Genomic DNA, 23039 nt, shown 5'->3' with positions numbered 1-23039 from the left:
CCGTTCCCGCCCGGCGGCCGCCCCGCCCAACGGGCCGCACCGCCCGCCGTGCCCGGGCGCCCCCGGGCCGCCCCGCCGCTCCACCCGCCGACAGGAAGCCGTACCGCCGCCATGGCCACCACGCCCGACGCCCCCGCCCCCGTCCCGACCGACGCCTCCACCCCGGCCGCCGCCGCGTTCCGCGTGGAGCACGACCTGCTCGGCGACCGCGACGTCCCCGCAGACGCGTACTACGGCGTCCACACCCTGCGCGCCGTCGAGAACTTCCCGATCACCGGCACGCCGATCTCCGCCTACCCGGAGCTGGTCACCGCCCTCGCCTGCGTCAAGCAGGCCGCCGCGCTCGCCAACCGCGACCTCGGCCTCCTGGAGCCGCACAAGGCCGACGCGATCGTCGCCGCCTGCGAGGAGATCCGCGCCGGCAAGCTCCACGACGCCTTCGTCGTCGACGTCATCCAGGGCGGCGCCGGCACCTCCACCAACATGAACGCCAACGAGGTCGTCGCCAACCGGGCGCTGGAACTCCTCGGCCACGCCCGCGGCGACTACGGGCGGCTCCATCCGCTGGAGGACGTCAACGCCGGGCAGAGCACCAACGACGTCTACCCGACGGCCGTCAAGATCGCCCTGGACTTCACCGCGCAGCGCCTCCTCGACGCCATGGAGGTGCTGCGGGCCGCGTTCGCCGCCAAGGCGGAGGAGTTCGCCGACGTCCTGAAGATGGGCCGCACCCAGCTCCAGGACGCCGTGCCGATGACGCTCGGCCAGGAGTTCGCCACGTACGCGGTCATGCTGGAGGAGGACCGCAAGCGGCTCGCCGAGGCGTGCGCGCTGATCCGCGAGATCAACCTCGGCGGCACCGCCATCGGCACCGGCCTCAACGCCCACCCCGAGTACGCGGCGCTCGCCTCCCGCCACCTGCGCGCCCTCACCGGGCTGCCGCTGACCACCGCCGACGACCTCGTCGAGGCCACCCAGGACGCCGGCGCGTTCGTCCAGCTCTCGGGCGTCCTGAAGCGGATCGCCGTCAAGCTCTCCAAGACCTGCAACGACCTGCGCCTGCTGTCCTGCGGGCCGCGCGCCGGGTTCGGGGAGATCAACCTGCCGCCCGTGCAGGCCGGTTCCAGCATCATGCCCGGCAAGGTCAACCCGGTCGTGCCCGAGGTCGTCAACCAGATCGCGTTCGAGGTCATCGGCAACGACATGGCGGTGACCATGGCGGCGGAGGCGGGGCAGCTCCAGCTGAACGCCTTCGAGCCGCTCATCGCGCACAGCCTGCTCAAGAGCCTCACCCATCTACGGGCCGGCTGTCTGACGCTCGCCGAGCGGTGCGTCACCGGCATCACCGCCAACCGCGACCACCTCGCCCACCTCGTCGCCCACTCCATCGGCCTGGTGACCGCGCTCAACCCGCACATCGGTTACGAGCAGGCCACCGCCGTCGCCCAGGACGCCCTCGGCTCCGGCCGCAGCGTCCAGGAACTGGTCCTGGAGCGCGGCCTGCTGACGGAGGCCCGGCTGCGCGAGATCCTCCACCCGGACAACATCGCTCGCCCGCACGCCCGCTGACGAGCCACGGGCCCGCCCTGCCGATCCCGCCGCCACCCCGGTACGCAATACCCGTCGCCGGGGTGGCAGGCGTACTCCGAGGAACTCTTGTTCCGTACGGGGAAGTTGTGTAAAGGTGAGGCCCCTCACGGCCCACCAGGCGACTTTTTCCACCGAGCGGACGCTTTCCCACGACGATCCGTCCGTGCAGGTACGAACCATTGAGGCGACCCCCACTCTTTTCCGGACGGAAAGACGCCCATGCAGAATTCCCACGGGCCGATATCCGGGGGTTCCGACGCCCGACTGGCCGCGGCGCTGCACCTCGGAGCCGTGGAGCGGGACCCGGACCCCTTCCCCGCGGCAGCGCTGACGGCCCGCCATTGGCAACCGGTACTGGACTACGCGTCCCTGTTCACCCCCTCGCGCGCGACCGCGGAAATCGTCGCGGCGACGGCGTTCTCCCGGGCGCTGGAAACCCTCCGCGTCACAGGCGGCGGAATCGGCGACGGCGGAACCTTCGACGCCGGAACTCCCGGCGACGGACCCTCCGGAGGCGGAACCATCGGCGAAGGGAAAGCGGGCCGGGGGAACGCGGGCCTCGGGAGCGGGGGTCTCGGGAACACCGGTTTCGGGGACGCGGGCGGTGGGAACTCCGACGGCGCCGCGACCGCCCTGCGCCCCCTGTTCCTGGTCGCCGCCCGCCGGGTGCTGCGCGCCTGGGCCGCCAGCACTCCCCTCACCGCGGCGCTGCCCGGCATCCAGGCCCCCGCGGAACCGGGTGACGACCGCCTCCTGACCGCCCGCGCCTTCCGCGCCCTGCCCGTACCGGCCCAAGTGCTGCTGTGGCACCGCGAGGTCGAGGGGGAGGGACTGTCCATCCCCGCCGCGCTCCTCGCCCTCGACCCGCGCGACGCGTCCGAGGCGCTCGCCGAGGCGCGGGAGCGCCTGCGCGCCGGCTGCGTGGCCGCCCACCACGAACTGGCCCCGGACGCGGAGTGCCGCCACTACGGGCGGCTCCTCGACATCTCGCTGCGCCGCACCGGCCCGCTCATCCCCGACATCGTGCGCCACCTGGCGCGCTGCCCGCACTGCCGGTACGCCGCCGACCAGCTGCGCCACTTCGACGCCCGGCTGCCCCTGCTGCTCGCCGAGGCGGTCCTCGGCGAGGGCGCCGCCCGCTACCTCGACTCGCGCCCCGCCCGCCGCCGGCCGCGCGGCGGTCCCGGCGGCGGACACCGGGCCGGGCGGCACACAGCCGCCCTGCGCGGCCGCGTCGCCGCCGGACTGCGGTGGCGGGGCGCCGCGCCGGGACGCGGCTCCGGCGGCGCCGCCCCGCGGACGTCCGGGGCGGGAGTGGCCGTCGCCGCCACCGTCGCCGCGGTGGCCGTCGCGGCCGTCGCCGCCGCCCTGTGGCCGGACGGCGCCGGCCCGCCGGCCGCGCGGCCGCCCGCCGGCACCGCCACCCCCACCGCGGACGGCGCGCCCACCCCGCCCCCGCCCCGCACCGCCCCGCCGCCGCCCGCCGTGACCCCGCCGCCGCCCGCGCAGGCCGGCCACCCCGTGCCGGGCGCCCTGCGCACCCGGCTGCGCGGCACCGGGGCGGGCGGCGCGTGCCTGGACGTCCGCGGCGGCATTCCGGTCGCCGGGGCGGAACTGGTCGTGGCGGAGTGCTCGGGCGCGGCCACGCAGCTGTGGTCCTACGAGCCGGACGGGCTGCTGCGCAACGCCGCCGCGCCCGGACTGTGCGCCGACGCGGGGCGGCCCGAGGGAACGGTCGTCCTCGGCGCGTGTGTGCCGAATTCGCCGGACGTGCGGTACGACCTCACCGTCCAGGGCACGGTGGTGCCGCGCCGGGACGGGCGTCTCGCCCTCGCCCCGGCCGCGCCCGCCGCCGGGGCGAGCGTGGTGGTGCGGCTGCGCGACGGCTCGCCCGCCCAGCACTGGCTGACCGACGCGGCCCACTCCGCCGCGCCCCCGCCCGCCGCGCCCGGGGCCGTACCCCCGTCCGGCCCCGCCGGTTCCCACCCGCCGGCCGCACCCCGCTCCGCCGCGCCGCGTTCGGCCCCGGCGACCCCGCCCGGTACGGGCTCGGCCCCGGGTGCCGGCGCCGGGGCGGTGAGCGGGCCGGGAGCCGCCCCCGCCTGACGCCCGGTCCGGCGGACACCCCGGCCCCGCCGCGCCCCGCCGCACGGACCGCCCCCGGTGGACGCTCCGCCACCGCCGCACGCCCGGAGGACACCCCGCCCCGCCGCACGGGGTCCTCCATGGACACCCCGGCACCGGCGCGCCCTGCCGCACGGGCCCCCGATGGACACCCCGGTCCCGCCGCGGGGGCTCCCGGTGACACCCCGGCACTCGCGCGCCTCGCCTGCCCTGCCGCAGCGTGCGGACACCCCGTCGGCGGCGAACGGCGGTCACGACGGCGACGGCGCGCGCACGGGCCGCGGCGACGGCGACGGCCCGCCGGGTGGTCCGGCGGGCCGTCGTGGCGCGGTGGCGTCCCGGAGGCGCGGGAAGCGACCGGGGCGCGTGGGGCCGGTGGCGGGGTCAGGACCCCTGGGCCTGGTCGTACAGGGCCTGCGCCTCGTTGCCGAAGTACGGCCCGAACATGCGGTTCGGCAGGAAGGTGTAGCCGAAGCTGTTCACCGACACCTGCAGCCCGGTGCCCGTCGCCTCGCTGAAGCCGGTGAACCACGGCCCGCCGCTCGACCCGCCCGTCATGTTGCAGCCGAGGGAGTGGTCCTGCGAGAAGAGGAAGTCCTTGGAGGAGTTCCCGCTGCAGTACACGAGCTTGGAGCCGTCGTACGGGGACGCCGCCGGGAAGCCGAAGGCGTACATCGCCTTGTTGTAGCCGCCGTTGAACTGGACGCCCTGCGCGCCGGTGACCGATGTGAGGGTCCGGCCGTTCAGCGGGGCGACGACGGCGGCGCCGACGTCGTGGTTGATGTCCTCGTTGGCCTGCCACTGCGGCGTGGTGAGCGTCTTCGTCGCCGTCCACTGCCCGTACGGAGCCTGGCCGTTGTCGTACGCCGGCACGAAGACCCAGTTGGTGTGCCAGCTGCCCTGGTACTTCACGCAGTGCCCGGCGGTGATGACCGTCGACTGGTTCTTGCTGGTCACGGCGTTGCCGGAGCAGGACGCCGTACGGCCCTGGTGGGTGAAGAACACCCGGCCCGACGTCTTCACGACCGCCCCGCCGCCGGTCCACGCGCCGCCGGCCTGCGGGAAGGCCAGGGTGCCCGCCGCCGCGCCCGCGGAAGCCCCCGCCGCGGCGGTCGGCGCGACCGTCGTCGTCGGGCCGCCGGGCTTCGGCGGCTTGAGCGTCGCCAGTCGGGCCGGGGTGGGCGCCAGGTCGAACGGCGCCGCCCCGCGCATCCGTTCGGCGGTCCAGAACCCGGCCGCGCCCTGCTGCTCGGCCGCCGGTACCGCGTGGGCCGCGGCGCCGGGCGCGGGCGCGTCGGGGGCGGGGGCCGCGCCCGCCGGAGGGGCGGCGGTCAGCGCGGCCACGAGCAGGGCTCCGGCGGGGAGCAGGGCGGCTGCGGAGGGGCGATGACGCATCACACGTGTCTCCTTCTGCCGTGCCCGGCGGCCGTCGGCCGTCCGGGCAGGGGAGTGGGGGGTGACGAAGGGGGATGCCTGTGCGGATCGCGGTACCGGATCGCTGTGTGAGGCAGCGTGCCACGCTCCGGTGTGATTGTCAGGGGCGCGTCACTGACTTATTACTGACCCGTCAACGGTTTCGCGAAACAGAGGCTGCTCTCGTGTGTCCGGTAGTAGCCGAACTTGGCACAGGGCGCATAACCACTGGAGGTGTACAGGGCTATCGCCTCCGGCTGCTGGTCGCCGGTCTCCAGGACCATGCGCAGCCGGCCCGCGGCGCGGGCGTCCTCCTCCAGCAGGCCGAGCACGTGCCGCGCCAGACCGTGGCCGCGCGCCTGGGGGACCACGTACATCCGCTTCAGCTCGGCGTCGCCGTCCGCGTACCCCTCGTCGTTCTCGTCCTGGGTGCGCCATCCGCCGGTCGCGACCGGCCGGTCGCGCTCGTCGTACGCGATCAGGTACAGGCCCCGCGGCGGCCGGAACATGTCCGGGTCGAGGTACGTGAGGTCCCCCTCGTCGCCGTAGCGCCGGGCGTACTCCAGCTGGACCTCGTCGTTCAGCTTGACCGCGTCGGGGTGGTCGAAGGGGACACGTTGAATATTCATGCAGGGAATCGTACTTCTATGCGAGAGCCGGGCGGTCGGACGGTCGGGTGGCCTGTCGTATTGTGCCGGGATGCTCACTGTGACGACCGTCAATGTCAACGGCCTGCGCGCCGCCGCGGGGAAGGGATTCGTGGAGTGGCTGGCCGACACGGCCGCCGACGTGGTGTGCCTGCAGGAGGTGCGGGCCCAGGAGGCGCAGCTCCCCGAGGCGGTCCGGGCGCCCGAGGGCTGGTTCGCGGCGCACGCGCCGGCCGCCGCCAAGGGCCGCGCGGGCGTGTCCCTCTACACGCGGCGCGAGCCGGACGCCGTGCGGGTCGGCTTCGGGGTGAGCGAGTTCGACGCGTCCGGCCGCTACCTGGAGGCCGACCTGCCGGGCGTCACCGTCGCCAGCCTCTACCTGCCCTCCGGCGAGGTCGGCACCGAGCGGCAGGACGAGAAGGTCCGCTTCATGGACGCCTTCCTCCCCTACCTGAAGGAGCTGCGGGAGCGGGCGGCCGCCGACGGCCGTGAGGTCGTCGTCTGCGGCGACTGGAACATCGCCCACCAGGAGGCCGACCTGAAGAACTGGAAGGCCAACCGGAAGAACGCCGGCTTCCTCCCCGAGGAGCGCGCCTGGCTCGGCCGCGTCTTCGACGAGGTGGGGTACGTCGACGTGGTCCGCGCCCTCCACCCCGACCAGGAGGGCCCCTACACCTGGTGGTCCTATCGCGGTCGCGCCTTCGACAACGACGCGGGCTGGCGCATCGACTACCACGTCGCCACCCCCGGCCTCGCGGCCCGCGCCCTGAAGGCCCACGTCGAGCGCGCCGCGACGCACGCCGACCGCTGGTCGGACCACGCCCCCGTGACGGCGGTCTACGGGCCGTGAGGGGCGGTCGGTCGGTCCGGTCGTGAGGGGTGGTCGGTCCGGCCGCCCGGTGGTGGGGTGCTTCCGGAGTTGAGCGGGCCGGTGCACAAACCGAGCGGTGTCGGTGAAGCTTCTGACGGGATGTCCGCCATCTGGAGTATCGTTCTGATGGCGGAGTGTCACCACTCCGACACGTAGGTGTTCTTGCTCGCGGGAGAGTCGTGTCCTCGCGCGGCCTGCACTAGAGGAGCGCAATCTCCCGTGGTACCTGCCCATCCCCGCACCGCTCCGCCGCGGGCCGCACGCCTGTCGCCGCCGGGGCGGGGGATACCGCGCGACCGCCACCGCCGGGCCGGGGCGGTGACCGGATGACGGGTCGCGACCTCAAGGCGTCGGACCATCCCCGCAAGGAGGTCCGCAGGGTCCTGGAGAAGTGGACGGCCCTGGGCTGGGCCCTGCGCAAGGAGGGGCACTGGGGGAGGCTGTACTGCCCGTGCGGGGCGGGCTGCACCACCATCCCCGTCTCCGGATCGCCGCAGAACGACGGCACGCACGCCCGTCGGATCGACCGCATGGCGTCCCGGTGCCCCCTCCCCGAGAGCGCGCCGAGCCGCAGTCTCACGGGTCGGCCTCGCGAGTAGGCCAGGGAACGTATGTCCTGCTTTCGCCCCATTCTTCTGTTGACGAATGTCAACAGCTCTGGGACTGTGGTGAAGGACTAGGGGGCCAACCATGGACTACGACTTCACCTTTGTCGTCTCCGGCGCGGACGTGGACGACCAGGCCGCCGTCGACGCCCTGCTGGAGCGGTGCGACGCGCTGTTGGCCCGGGCCGGTGGCGTGGACCTCCTGAGCATCACCGGCTCCGGCGGCTCGGCCGTCGAGGCGGCGCTGACCGCCGCGTCCGCCGCCCGCGCCGTCGTGCCCCACCTGCGCGTGCGCCGGCTGGATCGCGACCTCGTGGGCGTGCACGAGATCGCCGAGCGGACGGGGCGCACCCGGCAGAACGTCAGCCAGTGGATCGCCGGCGACCGCCGGGCGGGGGGCGAGCCGTTCCCCGTTCCCGAGGGGACCGTGGGCCGGTCGCGGGCCTGGCTGTGGAGCGAGGTCAACGCGTGGCTCGCCGCCCGCGGGCTCGACGACGGCGCCGTCTACCCCACGCGTGCGGAGATGGCGGAGATCGACGTCGCCCTGGCCGGCGCCGTCTCCTTCACCCTGAGCTTCACCGCCGCCGAGACCCCCGGCTACCAGGCCGGTCGCGACCGGGTCCTCGCCGAGCTGCACGGCAAGCACGTCCCCGGTTTCCTGGAGTACCTGGCGCGCTACGCCCACACCACGGACGCGCAGGGCGCACACGTCGTCGTGGTCGCGGACCCGGACGAACCGGCCCGCGGGGTGATGGAGCGCGTGTCGAGCTTCGGGCACGACGTCATCCTCGTCACGGCGACCGACCAGTTCACGGCCACCGTGCTGTCCACGCGCGCGCCGCTCGGCCCGGCCGAGACCGTGATCGTGCCCCGGGGGTCCACGGTCGGCGACTGGCTCCGCCTGGTGCAGGAGCACCCGCAGGCGGCGTTCGCCCTGGAGCCGTCGGAGACGGCCGAGGAGGACGTCCCGCCCATCCAGCGCCGCCTGGCCATCGCGGCCTGACCTCGCCGGCGTCCTTGGCGGCACCGCCGCCGGCGGTGCCGCTGTCGGGGCCGCGTACGGTCGGGCGCGGCTGTCCGTCCGTCGCTCCGGCGGCGGCGTCCCTGGCGTGCCGTCCCCGTCTCGGGGCGGGTCGGTGGCAGCGTGGGGCGGATGCCGGCCGTCCACCTCGCGGCGCTCGTCGCGCTCGCCACCGTCGCCACCGCCGTCCTGTCCATCCCCGCCGTCCGGGCCACCCCCGCCGTCCGGCCCACCCCCGGCGTCCCGCCGGAGGCCGGCGTGCCGGCCGGTACGCCCGACGTGATCGTCACGGAGCAGGCCACGCGGCGGCTCGTCGTGTTCGACGGGCGGCGGCGGGTGTGGGGCCCGGCGGCCGAGCGGTGGGCGTTCACGCCGCTCGGCGACCCGCGCTACGCCGACCTCGCGCCGGAGCGGAGCTGGGTCCACCCCGACGAGGCCAAGGTGCGGCGGTGGCGGGGCCGGACGTACGTGCTGACGACCGCGTCGTACGGGTTCGCCGCGGTCGTCGCGTACCCCTCCGGCGACCGGTACTGGGCCCGCGCCCTCGCCCCGGGCACCCTGCGCGTCAACCCGCACAGCGCCGAGCTGCTGCCGGACGGCTCCGTCGCCGTCGCGGGCAGCACCGGCGGCCTCGTCCGGCTGTACGCGCCGCCGCCCGGCGACGCCTCCGCCGACTTCGCGCTGCCCGACGCGCACGGCCTGCAGTGGGACGGGCGGCGCGGCGTCCTGTGGGCGCTGGGCGGCGACCGGCTGGTGGCGCTGCGGGCCGGTACCGTCGGCGGGCGGCCCCGGCTGCGCCCGGTGGACGAGGTACGGCTGCCGGAGCCGGGCGGGCACGACCTCGGGCAGGTGGCGCGCGACCCGGACCGGCTGTGGGTGAGCACCGGGACGGCGGTGTACCAGTACGTGAAGAGCCGCCGCGCCTTCGTGCGGGACTACCCGGGTGCCCCCGCGGTGAGCCGCGCGCGGGTGAAGGCCGTCGGCGACGACCCGCTCACCGGGCAGGTCCTGTCGACCGTGCCCGAGCCGGGGCTCACCGAGGACTGGTGGACGACCGGCGTCACCGTGCACCGGCCGGGCCCGGCGGGTCCGGCGGGTCCGGCGGTACTGCCGCCGGGGAGCCTCGGAAGGCCGTCGGGGGGCGCGGGGGAGCCGACCGGGGTGTACCGGTTGGCGGGTGGCGGGATCTACAAGGCCCGCTGGTGGCGGCTGCCGACCGGCCGGACACCCTGAGTCGCGCTCACGCCTCCACGCCCCGGGCCTGCGCCCCGTACCCCGGGCCCGCGCCCCGTACCCCGGGCCCGCGCCCCGTACCCCGTACCCCGGGCCCGCGCCCCGTACCCCGGGCCCGCGCCCCGGGCCGCGCCTCGGCGCCCGGGGCCGCGCTCACGCCTTCGCGTCCCGGGCCCGCAGTCGGCGGTCCAGGGCCATCGACAGCTCGGCCTCCACGACGCTCTTCGCGAGCGGGCGCAGCCGGTCGACGTCCCCGTCGCGGGCGTGGGCACGCAGGAGGTCGGTGAACAGCTCCGCCAGGGCGTCGGCGTGGTGGCGCACCCGGCGGGCCGCCGCGAGGACCGCCGCCAGCGGCACCCCCTCGTCGACCAGCGCGGACGACACGTCCAGCAGGCGGCGGCTGACGTGGACGATTTCCTCGCCGTCCGTCGCGAGGTAGCCGAGGTCGAGGGCGGCGGCGAAGTTCTCCGCGGTGACCTGGTCGCCGAAGTGGTCGGCCAGCTGCTCGGGGGTGAGCCGCACCGGTTCCTCCTCCGTCGGCTCGCCGAGCCCCAGGACCTCGCCCACGTCGCGGCCGCTCTCGAACGCGGACGCCAGGTCCGCGATGCCGTTGAGGGTGTGGCCGCGCTCCAGCAGGGCGGCGACGGTGCGCAGCCGGGCCAGGTGGTGCGGCCCGTACCAGGCGATGCGGCCCTCGCGGCGGGGCGGCGGGATCAGTCCGCGTTCGCGGTAGAACCGCAGCGTACGAGGGGTGATACCGGCCGCCTCGGCCAACTCCTCCATGCGGTACTCACGGTCCTCGCCCTCGTTCGACACGTGCGCCAGCCTATGACGTACCGTGGGTAACTTTCCCGACCGGACCCCTACCGCTCGGTAGTGAGCTGTTCTACCCTCCCGGACAGTGCCAGTGATTGCTGGCAGAGTCTTCGGGAGGCGGCATGAGCGAGCACGCGCGCGAACACGTACGGGTGGCGGTGATCGGATCCGGCTTCGGCGGCCTGGGCGCCGCGGTCCGGCTGCGCCGCGAGGGGATCACCGACTTCGTCGTCCTGGAGCGGTCCGACTCCGTCGGCGGCACCTGGCGGGACAACAGCTACCCGGGCTGCGCCTGCGACGTGCCGTCCCACCTGTACTCCTTCTCCTTCGCCCCCAATCCGGACTGGCCCCGCACCTTCTCCGGGCAGCCGCACATCCGGGCCTACCTGGAGCGCGTCACCGACACCTTCGGGCTCCGCCCGCACCTGCGCCTCGGGCACGAGGTGCTGCTGATGCGCTGGGACGCGGACGCGCTGCGCTGGGAGATCGAGACGTCCCGCGGCACCCTCACCGCCGACGTGGTCGTCTCCGCGACCGGCCCGCTCTCCGACCCGAAGGTCCCCAACCTCCCCGGCCTCGACCGGTTCCGCGAGGAGGGCGGCACGGTCTTCCACTCCGCCCGCTGGGACCACGACTACGACCTCACCGGCAAGCGCGTCGCCATGGTCGGCACCGGCGCCTCCGCCATCCAGATCGTCCCCGCCGTCCAGCCGCGCGTCGGCCGCCTCACCCTCTTCCAGCGCACCCCCGCCTGGGTCATGCCGCGCGTCGACCGCCCCATCACCGGCGTGGAACGCTGGCTGCACCGGCAGCTGCCCTTCACCGGCCAGGCCCGCCGCGGCATCCTGTGGGGCATCCGCGAACTCCAGGTCAGCGCCTTCACCAAGCGCCCCGGCGAACTGGGCCTGGTCGAGTCGGTCGCGAAGGCCAACATGCGCCGCGCCGTGAAGGACCCGGCGCTGCGCGCCAAACTGACCCCGTCCTACCGCATCGGCTGCAAGCGGATCCTGCTCTCCAACGACTACTATCCGGCGCTCGCCCGCCCGAACGTCGACGTCGTCGCCGCGGGCCTCGCCGAGGTGCGCGGCCGCGTCGCCGTCGGCGCCGACGGCACCGAGGCCGAGGTCGACGCGATCGTCTTCGGCACCGGCTTCCACGTCACCGACATGCCGATCGCCGACCGGGTCGTCGGCGCCGACGGCCTCACCCTCGCCGAGGCGTGGAAGGACGGCATGGAGTCGCTGCGCGGCGCCACCGCGGCCGGCTTCCCCAACTGGATGACGATCATCGGCCCGAACACCGGCCTGGGGAACTCCTCGATGATCCTCATGATCGAGTCCCAGCTGAACTACATGGCCGACTTCCTGCACCGGCTCGACCTCCTCGGCGAGGGCCGCGCCCTGGCCCCCCGGCCGTCCGCCGTCGCCGCCTGGAACCGGCGCCTGCAGGCCCGCATGGAGCGCACCGTGTGGAAGTCCGGCGGCTGCGACAGCTGGTACCTCGACGCCAACGGCCGCAACACCACCCTGTGGCCGGGCACGACCGCCGAGTTCCGGCGCGCCACACGGAGCGTCGACCTCGCCGAGTACGAGGTCGTGCGGGCGCCCCGCGAGACCGCCGGCACATCCGGCACCGCCGGCGCCGGCCGCGAGGGGGCGGTGGCGTGACCACGGCCCCGCGGACCATGACCGCCCTCTCCGCCGACGGCCACCGCCTCCACGTCGAGGTGCACGGCCCCGACGGCGCCCCCGCCGTCGTCCTCGCCCACGGCTGGACCTGTTCCACCGCCTTCTGGGCCGCCCAGGTGCGCGACCTCTCCACCGACCACCGGGTCGTCGTCTACGACCAGCGCGGACACGGCCGCACCGCCGCCGCGGCCCGGGAGGGCCACTCCATACGCGCCCTCGCCGACGACCTGGAGGCGGTGCTGACCGCCGCCCTCGCCCCCGGCGAGAAGGCCGTCCTCGCCGGCCACTCCATGGGCGGCATGACCCTCATGGCCGCCGCCGGACGCCCCGCCTTCCGCGCCCACGCCGCCGCCGCCCTGCTGTGCAGCACCGGCGCCTCCCGGCTGATAGCCGAGTCCCGCGTCCTTCCCCTGCGCCCCGGGCGTCCGCGCACCTGGCTCACCGGGCTCGTCCTGGGTGCCCGTGTCCCGCTCGGACCGGTCACCGCCGCGTCGAAGGCCCTCCTCAAGTACGCCACCATGGGCCCCGGCGCGGACCCCGCCCGCGTCGCCGAGTGCGCCCGCATCGTGCACGCCTGTCCGCGTGCCGTGCGCGTCGCCTGGTCGCACGTGCTCGCCGGGCTCGACGTGGAGGCCGGCGTACGCGGACTCGACGTGCCCACCGCCGTCCTCGTCGGCACCGCCGACCGGCTCACCCCGGCCGTCCACGCCCGCCGCCTCGCCGCCGCCCTCCCGCGGTGCGCCGGGCTCGACGAACTGCCCGGCATCGGCCACATGACCCCCGTCGAGGCGCCCGAGGCGGTCACCGCGCGGATACGCGGCCTGGCCGCCGCCCACCTCGGCACCCGCGCGCCCGGCCCGCGGGACCGCGACGACCACAGGGAAGAGGAAGCCGTATGAGCAGGACCAGCCTCGAAGGGCAGGTCGCGGTCGTCACCGGCGCCGCGCGCGGCGTCGGGGAACTGCTGGCGCGCAAACTCTCCGCACGCGGCGCGCGGGTCGCGCTCGTCGGACTCGAACCCGACGAGCTGAAGCGGGTGTCCGAACGCCTCCACACCGAGAGCGACTGGTGGCACGCGGACGTCACCGACCACGAGGCGATGGGACGCGTCGCACTGGAGGTGAAGGAACGCTTCGGCAAGGTCGACGTCGTCGTCGCCAACGCGGGCGTCGCGGCGGGCGGCCCGTTCGCCGACTCCGACCCCGTCGCATGGCGGCGCGTCATCGAGGTCAACCTCGTCGGCGGCGCCGTCACCGGCCGCGCGTTCCTCCCCGTACTCACCGAGAGCCGCGGCTACTTCCTCCAGATCGCCTCGCTGGCCGCGATCACCCCCGCCCCGATGATGACGGCGTACTGCGCGTCGAAGTCCGGCGTCGAGGCGTTCGCGCACAGCCTGCGCGCCGAAGTCGCCCACCGCGGCGTCCGCGTCGGCGTCGGCTACCTCTCCTGGACGGACACCGACATGGTCCGCGGCGCCGACCAGGACGACGTCATGCGGGAGTTGCGCCGCCGCCTGCCCTGGCCGGCGAACCGCACCTACCCGCTCGGCCCGGCCGTCGACCGGATCGTCGCCGGCATCGAGCGGCGGGCCCCCCACGTCTACGCCCAGTGGTGGCTGCGCGGCATGCAGTCCGTGCGCGGCTGCCTGCCGGGACTCATCGCCACCGTCGGGCCGCGGGAGATGCGCCGCTTCGGACCCCGGCTCGGGCACGTCCCCACCGGGCTCGTCGGGGCGGGCGGCGCCGCGGACGAACGGGCGCGTGCGGAGCGTGACTGATCGACATGCGCAGGGTGACCGGGCGTGCCAGGCTGGGCGGCGCGGGGCCGATGAAGACCCCGTTCCCCCCACCTCGTAGGAGTGAGACCCGGATGGGCATCTCTGACCAGTTCAAGGACAAGGCCGAGCAGCTGCAGCAGCAGGGCAAGCAGCGCGCGCAGGGCATGAAGGACGAGGCGCAGGAGCGCATGCAGCGCAAGGGCAAGCAGCCGCAGCAGCCCCAGCAGCCCCAGCAGCCGCAGCAGCCGCAGCGCGGCCGTCCCGAGGACCGCGACATGGACACGGACGTCATGTCGCGCGCCGCGCGCGAGCGCGACCGCCTCGACCAGAGCAGGGACGTCTGACCGACGCCTGACGTGACCCCCTCGGACAGGGCTGCCTGTCCGAGGGGGTTCGGCGTGCCTGACGTGCGCTGAGGCCGGTGGGGGTTGCGGCCGGGGGTGGTGGGTGGGGTGCCGCTTGCGGTGGTCGGGTGGGCCGGGGGCGGTCGGGGGTCGGCGTTTCTCGGTGGTTGCGGGGTGGGGCGTCCGCCGTCGGCCGTCGTGGGGCTGTGGCCGGGGGTGTGGGCGGGGTGGCGCTTGTGGCGGCCGGGGAGCCGGGCGTGGTCGGGCCGGCGTTTCTCGGCGGTCGCCGGGTGGGGTGTGCGTCGTCGGTCGTCGGTCGTCGGCGGGGGCGCACTCCGTGCCGGGCTCCGCAACTCGCGGCGCCCCGGCGTCCGTACGGCACGGCCGTGCCCCGGCACAAGGGGCCGGGGCACCGGGCGTGGACCCGGGGGTCACCCCCGGGGCGGCAGCGCCGGGCGGCGGAGGTCGGGGACGGACGAGTAGTCCGGAGGGCGGGACGCCGGGTGCTCGGCGAGCAGGCCCAGCGCCACCTCGACCGCGTCCGCCAGCTGCCGGTGGCGGCCCTCCGCCCAGTCCAGCGGCGTCCGTTCGACCTCGATGTCCGGCTCCACGCCGTGGTTCTCCACGCCCCAGCCGTACGCCTCGAACCACGCCGCGTTCATCGGCACGGTGATGACCGTGCCGTCACCCAGGCGGTGGCGCCCCGTCATGCCGACGACGCCGCCCCAGGTGCGCTGGCCGATGACCGGGCCGAGCCCCTGGAGCTTGAACACCGCCGTGATCATGTCGCCGTCCGAGGAGGTCGCCTCGTCGGCGAGCGCGACGACCGGACCGCGCGGCGAGTTGGACGCGTAGGAGACCGGCTGCGCGTTGCGCGTGAGGTCCCAGCCGAGGATGCGGCGGGTCAGCTTCTCGACGACCAGCTCGCTGATGTGGCCGCCGGCGTTGCCGCGCACGTCGACGATGAGCGCCGGCCGCGACACCTCCAGGCGCAGGTCGCGGTTGAACTGCGCCCAGCCGGAGCCTCCCATGTCGGGGATGTGCAGGTAGCCGCAGCGGCCGTCGCTGAGTTCGCGCACGACCTCCCGTCGCTTGGCCACCCAGTCCTGGTAGCGCAGCGGACGCTCGTCGACGAGCGGCACCACGGCGACGCGCCGCGGCCGGCCCCCGCCGGCGTCCCCGTCGGCGCTCTCCGGCGGGGCGAACGTCAGCTCCACCGTCGTCCCGCCCGCGGCGGCGAGCAGCGGGTACGGGCCCGCCACCGGGTCCACCGGCCGGCCGTCCACGTGCGTGAGGACCGCGCCCTCCCGGATGCCCGTACCGGCCAGCGGCGAACGGGCCTTGGAGTCGGAGGAGTCGCCCGCCAGGATCCGCCGCACCACCCACCGGCCGTCCCGGCACACCAGGTTGGCGCCGAGCAGGCCCATCGCCCGCTGGTAGTGCGGCGGGCCCTCGTTGCGGCGGGAGGGCGTGACGTACGCGTGGGACGTGCCCAGCTCGCCGAGGACCTCCCGCAGCAGGTCGGCGAACTCGTCCGGCGTCGCCACCCGGTCCACCAGCGGCCGGTACTGGTCGAGGACGCCGTCCCAGTCGATGCCGCCCATGCCCGGGTCCCAGAAGTGGGCCCGGGTGATGCGGCCCGCCTCCGCGTACGCCTGCCGCCACTCCGCGCCCGGGTCGACCTCGTGCCGGATGCGGCGCGCGTCGACGTACACGGTGGTGTCGGGGTCGCCGACCTCGTTGGCGGGCATGGCGCGCAGCTCGCCCTCGTCGACCACGACGATCCGGGTGCCGTCGCCGCTGACGGCGAACGAGTCGAGGTGGCCGACCAGTTCCGTCTTGCGGGCCTTGGTGAGGTTGAAGTGCTCCAGCGTCGGCCGCTCCGAGGGGTCCGAGGGGTTGACGAAGGTCTCGCCCAGGGCGCCGGAGATGGGCCAGCGCAGCCACACCAGGCCGCCGCCGCTCACCGGGTGCAGCGACGAGTACTTCGACGCGGCCACCGGGAACGGCGTGACGCGGCTCTCCAGCCCCTCCACCTCGACCAGGACCGTGCCGTCACCCGCCCGCTCCTCGGCGTCCGCGTCCAGCCCGCCCGCCGCCGGGCGGCCCTCCGGGGAGAGGGCGAACGGCGACGGCGTCGTCGAGGAGAGCGGCACCAGGTACGGGCGGCAGCCCAGCGGGAACGACAGGTCACCGGTGTGCACGTCGTACACCGGGTCGAAGCCCCGCCACGACAGGAACGCGAGGTAGCGGCCGTCCCGGGTGAACACCGGGCTCTCGTCCTCGAAGCGGCCGTTGGTCACGTCGACCACCAGCCCGTCCTTGATGCGGGCCATCCGGATCTGCCGCAGCGACCGGCCGATGAACGGGTGCGACCAGGTCAGCCACGCCCCGTCCGGGGAGAACGCGAGGTCCCTGACCGGCCCGTTGTCCGACCGGACCAGCTCCGTCACCTCGCCGCCCGACTCCTCCGACGCGTCCAGCAGCAGCAGCCGCCCGTCGTGCGAGGCGATGGCCAGCCGCTCCCCGTCCGGGTCCGACACCAGCTCCAGGACGCGCCCCAGCGCGCCGCCGGCCAGCCGGCGCGGCTCGCGCTCGCCGCTGGCGCGCGGCAGGTGGGCGATCTCGACGGCGTCCTCGCCGTCCGCGTCCGTCACGTAGGCGACGCGTCCGCCGTCGAGCATCTCCGGCAGCCGCACCCGCACCCCCGGGGTGTCCGCGATGCACCGGGCGGGCCCGTCGCGGTGCGTGAGCCAGTACAGGCTGCCGCGCACGCAGACCGCGCTGGCCCGGCCCGTCTCGTCGACGGCCACCGACTGGAGGTGCCCGGCGGCCGGCACGCTGTACCGGCGCCGGCCGGGGCGCTGGCCGCCGAGCCGCACCGCGAGCCGCCGCGGGCGGGAGTCGGGGGTCAGGGCGTCCACCATCCACAGGTCGCCCGCGCACTGGTAGACGACCCGCCGCCCGTCCGAGGAGGCGTGCCGGGCGTAGTGGGCGTCGTGGTCGGTGTGGCGGCGCAGGTCGGAGCCGTCGTGCCGGCACGAGTAGAGGTTGCCGACGCCCTCGTGGTCGGAGAGGAAGGCGATCCGGTCACCGACGAACATCGCGCAGTCCAGGTGGCCGCGGAGGTCCGGCAGGAGCCGCCGCCCGTGCAGCCACAGCCGGCCCGACGCGCCGCCCCGGTACCGCTTCCAGGCGGCCGGCTCGTGCGGCGGCTTCCCGGTGAGCAGCAGGGTGCGGTGCTCGCCGTCGGCGTCGGCGACCTGGATGTCGGCGCACGGCCCCCACGGCAGGCGCCGGCCGGGGCTGCCGTCGACGCCGACCTTGTACGCCCAGGAGAAGTGCGAGAACGGCTGGCCGTGCGAGGCCACCGCCAGGATGTTGCCGTCCGGGTCCCAGCCGCACACCCGGGTGTCGAGCGAGCCCCAGTAGGTGAGCCGCCGCGCCGGGCCGCCCTCCACCGGCACCAGGTGGATCTCCGGGTCGAGGCTGCGCCAGCTCGTGTAGGCGATGTGCCGTCCGTCCGGCGAGAAGCGGGGGTGCCCGATCCGCGTCCGGTCGACGGTGAGCCGCCACGCCCGGCCGGGCGCGGCGCCCTCGGGGACCAGCGGGGCGATCCACAGGTCGTCCTCGACCGCGAAGCACAGCAGGTCCTGGTGGAGGTGGGGATACCGGAGGTACGCGCCGTCGCTGCTCACCCTGCCATGCTTTCCGCGCCGCGGGGGAGTGGCAACTCGACCGGCCGACCGCTCTGGTGTTCGTGACCCAGGCCACGTACGAAACGGTTTCGTTTCGCTCGTCGGGTGATCTACGCTGCGGGTGTACGAAACCGTTTCGTTCGGATGGAAGCGCCCATGGCCCGCAGCAGACTCACCCCGCAACGCGAGTCCGAGCTGTACCAAGCCGTCATCGACCTCCTCGGGGAGGTCGGGTACGACGGCCTCACCATGGACGCCATCGCCGCCCGCAGCCACTCCAGCAAGGCCACCCTCTACCGCCAGTGGGGGAGCAAGCCCGAGCTGGTCGCCCAGTCGCTGCGGCACCACGAGCCCGTCCGGATCGCGGAGATCGACACCGGGACTCTCCGGGGCGACTTCCACGAGATGGTCGCGCGCACCGACGACTGCCGCATGGAGAAGGACTCCGCGATGATGCGGGGCCTCGCCCACGCCATCGGCGACAACCCCGAACTCCTCCAGGCGCTGCGCGAGCTGCTGATCGAACCCGAGGTGACCGGGCTCGGCCAGGTGCTGCGGCGCGCGGTGGAGCGGGGCGAGGTCGCCGCCGACAACCCGGCGCTCGACCTGGTCCCGCACATGATGATCGGCGCCGTCGTCGCCCGCCCCCTCATCGAGGACCGGCCGGTCGACCAGGCGTACCTCATGACGTACGTCGACGCCGTGGTGCTCCCCGCGCTCGGCGTCTGACGCACCGCGCCGCCCGCCCCGGGCGGCCACCCGGGCCGGCCGGCCCCGGCGTTCCCCGCGCCGGACCGCGCCCCCGCCCGACGGGCCCGCCGGCAGCCAGCCGGCCCGGCCCGCCGCACCGGTCCCGCCGACCGGGCCGGTGCCGCCGCTCCGCTCCGCCCCCGGAGCGGCCGCGGCACCGCACGACCGCAGGACCCGCAGTACCGCAGTACCTGACGCGCACCGCTCACGCTGTCGGGCCGACTCCCCCTGTCCTGACCTGTCCCACTCACCTCGGGAGTACGCCCCAGTGGCCACGTTCCTCTACCGTCTCGGACGGTTCGCCTTCCGGCGCCGCCACCTCGTGACCCTGCTGTGGGTCGCGCTGCTGGCCCTCGCCGGAGTCGGCGCGGCGTCCGCGCCCGCACCCACGTCCAGCTCCTTCTCGATGCCCGGCACGGAGGCCCAGAAGGCCTTCGACCTGCTGGAGGAACGGTTCCCCGGCGGCAGCGCCGACGGCGCCACCGCGCGCGTCGTCTTCAAGGCGCCCGACGGGCAGAAGATGACCGACCCGGCGAACCGGGCCCGCGTCGAGAAGGCCGTCGCCGACCTGCGGTCCGGCTCCGACGAGGTCGCGAACGTCACCGACCCGTACACCGCCCAGGCCGTCTCGCGCGACGGCACGACCGCGTACATCCACGTGTCGTACAAGGTCAACGGGATGGAGCTCACCGAGGCCACCCGCGCGGCGCTCAACCGGACCGGTGAGGCGGCCCGCGACGGCGGCCTCACCGTGGAGATCGGCGGCGACGCCCTGCAGACCGTGCCGCAGACGGGCACCGGCGAGATCATCGGCGTGGTCGTCGCCGGGATCGTCCTCGTCGTCACCTTCGGCTCGCTCGTCGCCGCCGGGCTGCCGCTGCTCACCGCCCTCATAGGCGTCGGCATCGGCGTCTCGTCCATCACCGCGCTCGCCGGCGCGCTGGACCTCGGCTCCACCACCGGCACGCTCGCCACGATGATCGGCCTCGCCGTCGGCATCGACTACGCGCTGTTCATCGTCTCCCGCTACCGCGCCGAACTCGCCGAGGGCCGCGAAGGGGAGGACGCCGCGGGCCGCGCCGTCGGCACCGCCGGCTCGGCGGTCGTCTTCGCCGGCCTCACCGTCGTCATCGCCCTCGTCGGTCTCGCCGTCGTCGACATCCCGATGCTCACGAAGATGGGCGTCGCCGCCGCCGGCACCGTCGCCATCGCCGTGCTCATCGCGCTGACCCTCATCCCCGCGCTCCTCGGCTACGCGGGCCGGCGCGTCGTCGGCCGCAAGGCCCGCAAGGCCGCCGCCGACCGTGCCCCGGCCACCGCCGCCGACCGCACCCCGGCCGTGGACACGGGGAAGGCGGACGCCGACCGGCCCGCCGACGAACGCCCCAACGCCGGTACCCGCTGGGCGCGCTTCGTGCTGCGCCGCCCGGTCGCCGTCCTCCTCGTCGGCGTCATCGGCCTCGGCGCCCTCGCCGTCCCCGCCGCCTCCCTGGAGATGGGCCTGCCCGACGACGGCGCCCAGCCCACCTCCACCACCCAGCGCCGCGCCTACGACCTGCTGTCCGACGGGTTCGGCCCCGGCTCCAACGGCCCCCTGATGGTCGTCGTCGACGGCGACGGTGACGCCGCCGCGAAGGCCGCCGACCGGATCAAGGGCCTGGACGGCGTCGCCGCCGTCACCCCGCCCACGCCCAACAAGGCCGGCGACACGGCCATGATCACCGTCGTGCCGAAGGACCGCCCGTCCTCACCGGAGACCGAGGAACTGGTCCACGACATCCGCGAGACCACCGGCGACCACGTCCTCGTCACCGGCCAGACCGCGATGAACATCGACTTCTCGCAGAAGATGAACGACGCGCTGCCGCCCTACCTCGCGCTCGTCGTGGGCCTCGCCTTCCTGCTGCTGATGGTCGTCTTCCGGTCGGTGCTGGTACCGCTCAAGGCCGCCCTCGGCTTCCTGCTCTCCGTGGTCGCCGCCCTCGGCGCCGTCGTCGCCGTCTTCCAGTGGGGCTGGCTCGGCTCGGTCTTCGGCGTGGAGCAGACCGGCCCGATCATGAGCATGATGCCGATCTTCATGGTCGGCGTCGTCTTCGGCCTCGCCATGGACTACGAGGTCTTCCTCGTCACCCGCATGCGGGAGGCGTACGTCCACGGGGAGCGTCCCGGCGAGGCGATCGTCACCGGCTTCCGGCACGGCGCCCGGGTCGTCACCGCCGCCGCCGTCATCATGATCGCCGTCTTCGCCGGCTTCATCGGCGCGAGCGAGCAGATGGTGAAGATGATCGGCTTCGGCCTCGCCGTGGCCGTCCTCTTCGACGCCTTCGTCGTCCGCATGGCCATCGTCCCGGCCGTGCTCGCCCTGCTCGGCCACAAGGCGTGGTGGCTGCCGCGCTGGCTGGACCGCGTCCTGCCCGACGTCGACGTCGAGGGCGACAGGCTCCGCAAGCGGCTCGCCGGGGACGGCGGCCCGGACGCCGACCAGGACCGGGAACTCGTCCGCGCCTGACGGGCCCGTGACGCACGGGGGTCACCCGGCCCGCCCGCCGGGGCCGGCCGGGTGGCCCCTTTCCCCGCCGTCCCGGCGGGGGCCGTCACCCTCCGGCCGCGGTCCGGCGCTCCCGTTACCGCCGCACCGCCGCCACCGGGCCGGCGCGCGCTCAGCGCGTGACCGGCGTGGCGGCGTACGTGCGCCGCAGGAAGCTGCGGAGGGCCGAGGAGTCGAACTGCACCACCGAGGTGCCCTCCGGCGAGTGGAACTCCACCACCGTCTGCACCCGCCCGCACGGCCACACGTCCACCTCGTCACCGTGAGCGGGGAAGCGCAGCCCCCGCTCCAGCACGGTCCGCGGGAACGTCCAGCTGCCGGCCGGCAGCACGAACCGCACGGACGGCGGCTCCGCGCCCGGCTCGTAGCGCAGCGCCACGGGCACCGGGCGGGAGAGCGGCCCGTCGGTCACGACCATGCCGCGCGCCCGCGCCTCGACCCGGGCCGGGGCGGCGCCGTAGGGGCCGGCCCCGTCACCGCGCGGTACGCGGGCGTCGCCGTCCGGCACGGAACCGTCCCGGGGAGAGCCGTCCCTGACGGGCGTACCCGCCACGGGGACGTCCCGCGCGGGCGGGGCAGCCCCCGAGCCGTGGCCGGTCCGGGAATCCACGGGGCGTCCGTCGGTGGGGCGCATCGTCGGGCTCCTCCCACTCGCCGTCACCTTCTCGATCGCATACCCCCCAATCTCGCACCAATACGTCCCGTCCGCCCGGTCAGCGCCGCCGGTCCGCCGCCGGACCCGCCCCCTCCGGTGCCCTTTCCGTGACATCCCCGCTCTTGCACATGGTTTGCAGGAGCGGCCATCATCGAACGGCCAGAAGTCGCCGCACGACCGAAAGCGGTCGCCCATGCATGTCCCGGACGGATTCATCAACGCGCCCGTCTCCGCCGCCGCCGGCCTCGTCGCCGCCGGGCTCGTCGCGGTCGGGCTGCGCGGTGCGCGCCGCGAACTGGGCGACGAGCGGACGGCCCCCCTCGCGGGCCTCGTCGCCGCCTTCGTCTTCGCCGTGCAGATGCTGAACTTCCCCGTCGCCGCCGGCACCAGCGGGCACCTCCTCGGCGGGGCGCTCGCGGCGGTGCTCGTCGGGCCCTGGACCGGTCTGCTCTGCGTCGCCGTCGTCCTGCTCCTCCAGGGCGTGCTCTTCGCGGACGGCGGGCTGACCGCGCTCGGCGTCAACATCACCGTCATGGGCGGGGTCACGGTCCTCGTCGCCTACGCGCTGTTCCGCGCCCTGGTCACGGTCCTGCCGCGCACCCGCCGCTCGGTGTCGGCCGCGACCTTCGTCGCCGCGCTCGTCTCCGTACCGGCCTCCGCCGCCGCGTTCACCCTGGTGTACGCCGTCGGCGGCACCAGCGACGTGAGAATCGGCCAGGTCCTCGCCGCGATGCTCGGCGTCCACGTCCTGATCGGCGTCGGCGAGGCCCTCATCACCACGGCGACGGTCGGCGCGGTCCTCGCCGTCCGCCCGGACCTGGTGTACGGGGCGCGGGGCCTCACCGCGCCGCTGAAGCTGCGCGTGCACGGCGAGCTCGTCGACGCGGCCCCGGCGCCCACCCGGGCCACCGCCGCGGCCGGACGCCCCACCGGCCGGATCCGGGCGGTCGCCGTGGCCGTGACCGTCCTCCTCGCCGGCTTCGTCTCCTTCTACGCCTCCGCGGCCCCCGACGGCCTGGAGAAGGTCGCCGCCGACCACGGCATCGACGAGCGGGCCCGCGACCACGCGGCCGCCGACTCCCCGCTCGCCGACTACGGCGTCAGGGGCGTCACCGACACCCGCCTGTCCGGGGGGCTGGCGGGCACCATCGGCGTCGGCGCGACGCTCGCGCTCGGCACGGGCGTCCTCTGGGCGGCGCGCCGACGCCGGAACACCACCGCACCCGGCGCCGAGGACCGGCACAGGGAGACGGTCTGAC

General features: G+C 75.3%; 18 protein-coding genes. 13 read left to right on the top strand and 5 right to left on the bottom strand.

Features of this window, described 5'->3' with window-relative positions; all coding sequences use genetic code 11:
* Positions 1-111: 111 nt before the first annotated feature.
* Together aspA and NRO40_RS12330 are read left to right on the top strand one after the other, a co-directional pair.
* Entirely contained in the window at positions 112-1569 is a 1458-nt protein-coding gene (gene aspA / locus NRO40_RS12335) for an aspartate ammonia-lyase (protein WP_058941752.1), read from the top strand.
* 240 nt (positions 1570-1809) lie between these two features.
* Complete coding sequence (locus NRO40_RS12330; RefSeq protein WP_257375408.1) at positions 1810-3696, top strand: RICIN domain-containing protein; 1887 nt, start codon at positions 1810-1812, stop codon at positions 3694-3696.
* 402 nt (positions 3697-4098) lie between these two features.
* On the opposite strand, the gene NRO40_RS12325 is transcribed toward NRO40_RS12330, so the two are convergent.
* Together NRO40_RS12325 and NRO40_RS12320 are read right to left on the bottom strand one after the other, a co-directional pair.
* Positions 4099-5112: a trypsin-like serine peptidase gene (locus tag NRO40_RS12325; RefSeq protein WP_058943971.1), complete on the bottom strand. Its 1014-nt coding sequence runs from the start codon at positions 5110-5112 to the stop codon at positions 4099-4101.
* Positions 5113-5270: 158 nt separating this feature from the next.
* Positions 5271-5756 carry a GNAT family N-acetyltransferase gene (locus NRO40_RS12320; protein WP_058943970.1) on the bottom strand — a complete coding sequence of 162 codons (486 nt, stop codon included), beginning with the start codon at positions 5754-5756 and terminating at the stop codon, positions 5271-5273.
* A gap of 70 nt (positions 5757-5826) precedes the next feature.
* Between NRO40_RS12320 and NRO40_RS12315 the strand changes: the two genes are divergently transcribed.
* The 4 genes from NRO40_RS12315 to NRO40_RS12300 all read left to right on the top strand — a co-directional run bounded on the left by NRO40_RS12315 (position 5827) and on the right by NRO40_RS12300 (position 9504).
* Complete coding sequence (locus NRO40_RS12315) at positions 5827-6624, top strand: exodeoxyribonuclease III (RefSeq protein WP_058943969.1); 798 nt, start codon at positions 5827-5829, stop codon at positions 6622-6624.
* 347 nt (positions 6625-6971) lie between these two features.
* Positions 6972-7244, top strand: a complete 273-nt coding sequence (locus NRO40_RS12310) for a hypothetical protein (protein WP_058943968.1) — start codon at positions 6972-6974, stop codon at positions 7242-7244.
* Positions 7245-7335: 91 nt separating this feature from the next.
* Positions 7336-8253: a helix-turn-helix transcriptional regulator gene (locus NRO40_RS12305; RefSeq protein WP_058943967.1), complete on the top strand. Its 918-nt coding sequence runs from the start codon at positions 7336-7338 to the stop codon at positions 8251-8253.
* 150 nt (positions 8254-8403) lie between these two features.
* On the top strand, positions 8404-9504 hold the full coding sequence (locus NRO40_RS12300) for a DUF6528 family protein (RefSeq protein ID WP_058943966.1): 1101 nt from the start codon (positions 8404-8406) through the stop codon (positions 9502-9504).
* Between the two features lie 153 nt (positions 9505-9657).
* On the opposite strand, the gene NRO40_RS12295 is transcribed toward NRO40_RS12300, so the two are convergent.
* The gene (locus NRO40_RS12295; protein WP_058943975.1) at positions 9658-10287 is read right to left on the bottom strand and encodes a MerR family transcriptional regulator; all 630 of its coding nucleotides are present in this window, start codon (positions 10285-10287) and stop codon (positions 9658-9660) included.
* 155 nt (positions 10288-10442) lie between these two features.
* Here NRO40_RS12295 and NRO40_RS12290 point away from each other — a divergent pair, with 155 nt between their 5' ends.
* The 4 genes from NRO40_RS12290 to NRO40_RS12275 all read left to right on the top strand — a co-directional run bounded on the left by NRO40_RS12290 (position 10443) and on the right by NRO40_RS12275 (position 14129).
* Positions 10443-11987: a flavin-containing monooxygenase gene (locus tag NRO40_RS12290; protein WP_058943965.1), complete on the top strand. Its 1545-nt coding sequence runs from the start codon at positions 10443-10445 to the stop codon at positions 11985-11987.
* A 17-nt stretch (positions 11988-12004) separates the two neighbouring features.
* Complete coding sequence (locus tag NRO40_RS12285; RefSeq protein ID WP_058943974.1) at positions 12005-12907, top strand: alpha/beta fold hydrolase; 903 nt, start codon at positions 12005-12007, stop codon at positions 12905-12907.
* Complete coding sequence (locus NRO40_RS12280; RefSeq protein ID WP_058943964.1) at positions 12904-13785, top strand: SDR family oxidoreductase; 882 nt, start codon at positions 12904-12906, stop codon at positions 13783-13785. The genes NRO40_RS12285 and NRO40_RS12280 overlap by 4 nt, the downstream gene beginning before the upstream one ends.
* Before the next feature lie 92 nt (positions 13786-13877).
* A complete protein-coding gene (locus tag NRO40_RS12275; RefSeq protein ID WP_058943963.1) occupies positions 13878-14129 on the top strand; it encodes a hypothetical protein in 252 nt (83 codons plus the stop codon).
* A gap of 431 nt (positions 14130-14560) precedes the next feature.
* Here the strand turns inward: NRO40_RS12275 and NRO40_RS12270 are convergent, their stop codons facing one another.
* Positions 14561-17827 (bottom strand): S41 family peptidase, encoded by a 3267-nt coding sequence (locus tag NRO40_RS12270; protein WP_058943962.1) that lies wholly within the window; start codon positions 17825-17827, stop codon positions 14561-14563.
* A gap of 156 nt (positions 17828-17983) precedes the next feature.
* On the opposite strand from NRO40_RS12270, the gene NRO40_RS12265 reads away from it, so the two are divergent.
* Positions 17984-18556, top strand: coding sequence for a TetR/AcrR family transcriptional regulator (locus NRO40_RS12265; RefSeq protein ID WP_058943961.1), 573 nt, complete (start codon positions 17984-17986; stop codon positions 18554-18556).
* 289 nt (positions 18557-18845) lie between these two features.
* A complete protein-coding gene (locus NRO40_RS12255) occupies positions 18846-21086 on the top strand; it encodes an MMPL family transporter (RefSeq protein WP_058943960.1) in 2241 nt (746 codons plus the stop codon).
* Between the two features lie 151 nt (positions 21087-21237).
* Here NRO40_RS12255 and NRO40_RS30555 read toward each other — a convergent pair whose 3' ends face one another.
* A complete protein-coding gene (locus NRO40_RS30555; RefSeq protein WP_306674865.1) occupies positions 21238-21759 on the bottom strand; it encodes an SsgA family sporulation/cell division regulator in 522 nt (173 codons plus the stop codon).
* A 214-nt stretch (positions 21760-21973) separates the two neighbouring features.
* Here NRO40_RS30555 and NRO40_RS12245 point away from each other — a divergent pair, with 214 nt between their 5' ends.
* Positions 21974-23038, top strand: a complete 1065-nt coding sequence (locus NRO40_RS12245; RefSeq protein ID WP_058943959.1) for an energy-coupling factor ABC transporter permease — start codon at positions 21974-21976, stop codon at positions 23036-23038.
* Position 23039 lies beyond the last annotated feature (1 nt).

Source organism: Streptomyces changanensis, from assembly GCF_024600715.1.
Classification (GTDB): Bacteria; Actinomycetota; Actinomycetes; order Streptomycetales; family Streptomycetaceae; genus Streptomyces; species Streptomyces changanensis.
The sequence above is the reverse complement of the archived record's forward strand: the minus strand, read 5'-3'. Positions and strand labels throughout refer to the sequence as shown.

Bases quoted from the DNA above. Each gene is read 5' to 3' on its own strand.
- NRO40_RS30555 (WP_306674865.1), bottom strand. From the start codon at position 21,759: ATGCGCCCCACCGACGGACGCCCCGTGGATTCCCGGACCGGCCACGGC.
- NRO40_RS12310 (WP_058943968.1), top strand. From the start codon at position 6,972: ATGACGGGTCGCGACCTCAAGGCGTCGGACCATCCCCGCAAGGAGGTC.
- NRO40_RS12295 (WP_058943975.1), bottom strand. From the start codon at position 10,287: ATGGAGGAGTTGGCCGAGGCGGCCGGTATCACCCCTCGTACGCTGCGG.
- NRO40_RS12290 (WP_058943965.1), top strand. From the start codon at position 10,443: ATGAGCGAGCACGCGCGCGAACACGTACGGGTGGCGGTGATCGGATCC.
- NRO40_RS12305 (WP_058943967.1), top strand. From the start codon at position 7,336: ATGGACTACGACTTCACCTTTGTCGTCTCCGGCGCGGACGTGGACGAC.
- NRO40_RS12315 (WP_058943969.1), top strand. From the start codon at position 5,827: ATGCTCACTGTGACGACCGTCAATGTCAACGGCCTGCGCGCCGCCGCG.
- NRO40_RS12285 (WP_058943974.1), top strand. From the start codon at position 12,005: ATGACCGCCCTCTCCGCCGACGGCCACCGCCTCCACGTCGAGGTGCAC.
- NRO40_RS12265 (WP_058943961.1), top strand. From the start codon at position 17,984: ATGGCCCGCAGCAGACTCACCCCGCAACGCGAGTCCGAGCTGTACCAA.
- NRO40_RS12300 (WP_058943966.1), top strand. From the start codon at position 8,404: ATGCCGGCCGTCCACCTCGCGGCGCTCGTCGCGCTCGCCACCGTCGCC.
- NRO40_RS12245 (WP_058943959.1), top strand. From the start codon at position 21,974: ATGCATGTCCCGGACGGATTCATCAACGCGCCCGTCTCCGCCGCCGCC.
- NRO40_RS12280 (WP_058943964.1), top strand. From the start codon at position 12,904: ATGAGCAGGACCAGCCTCGAAGGGCAGGTCGCGGTCGTCACCGGCGCC.
- NRO40_RS12330 (WP_257375408.1), top strand. From the start codon at position 1,810: ATGCAGAATTCCCACGGGCCGATATCCGGGGGTTCCGACGCCCGACTG.
- NRO40_RS12275 (WP_058943963.1), top strand. From the start codon at position 13,878: ATGGGCATCTCTGACCAGTTCAAGGACAAGGCCGAGCAGCTGCAGCAG.
- NRO40_RS12320 (WP_058943970.1), bottom strand. From the start codon at position 5,756: ATGAATATTCAACGTGTCCCCTTCGACCACCCCGACGCGGTCAAGCTG.
- aspA (WP_058941752.1), top strand. From the start codon at position 112: ATGGCCACCACGCCCGACGCCCCCGCCCCCGTCCCGACCGACGCCTCC.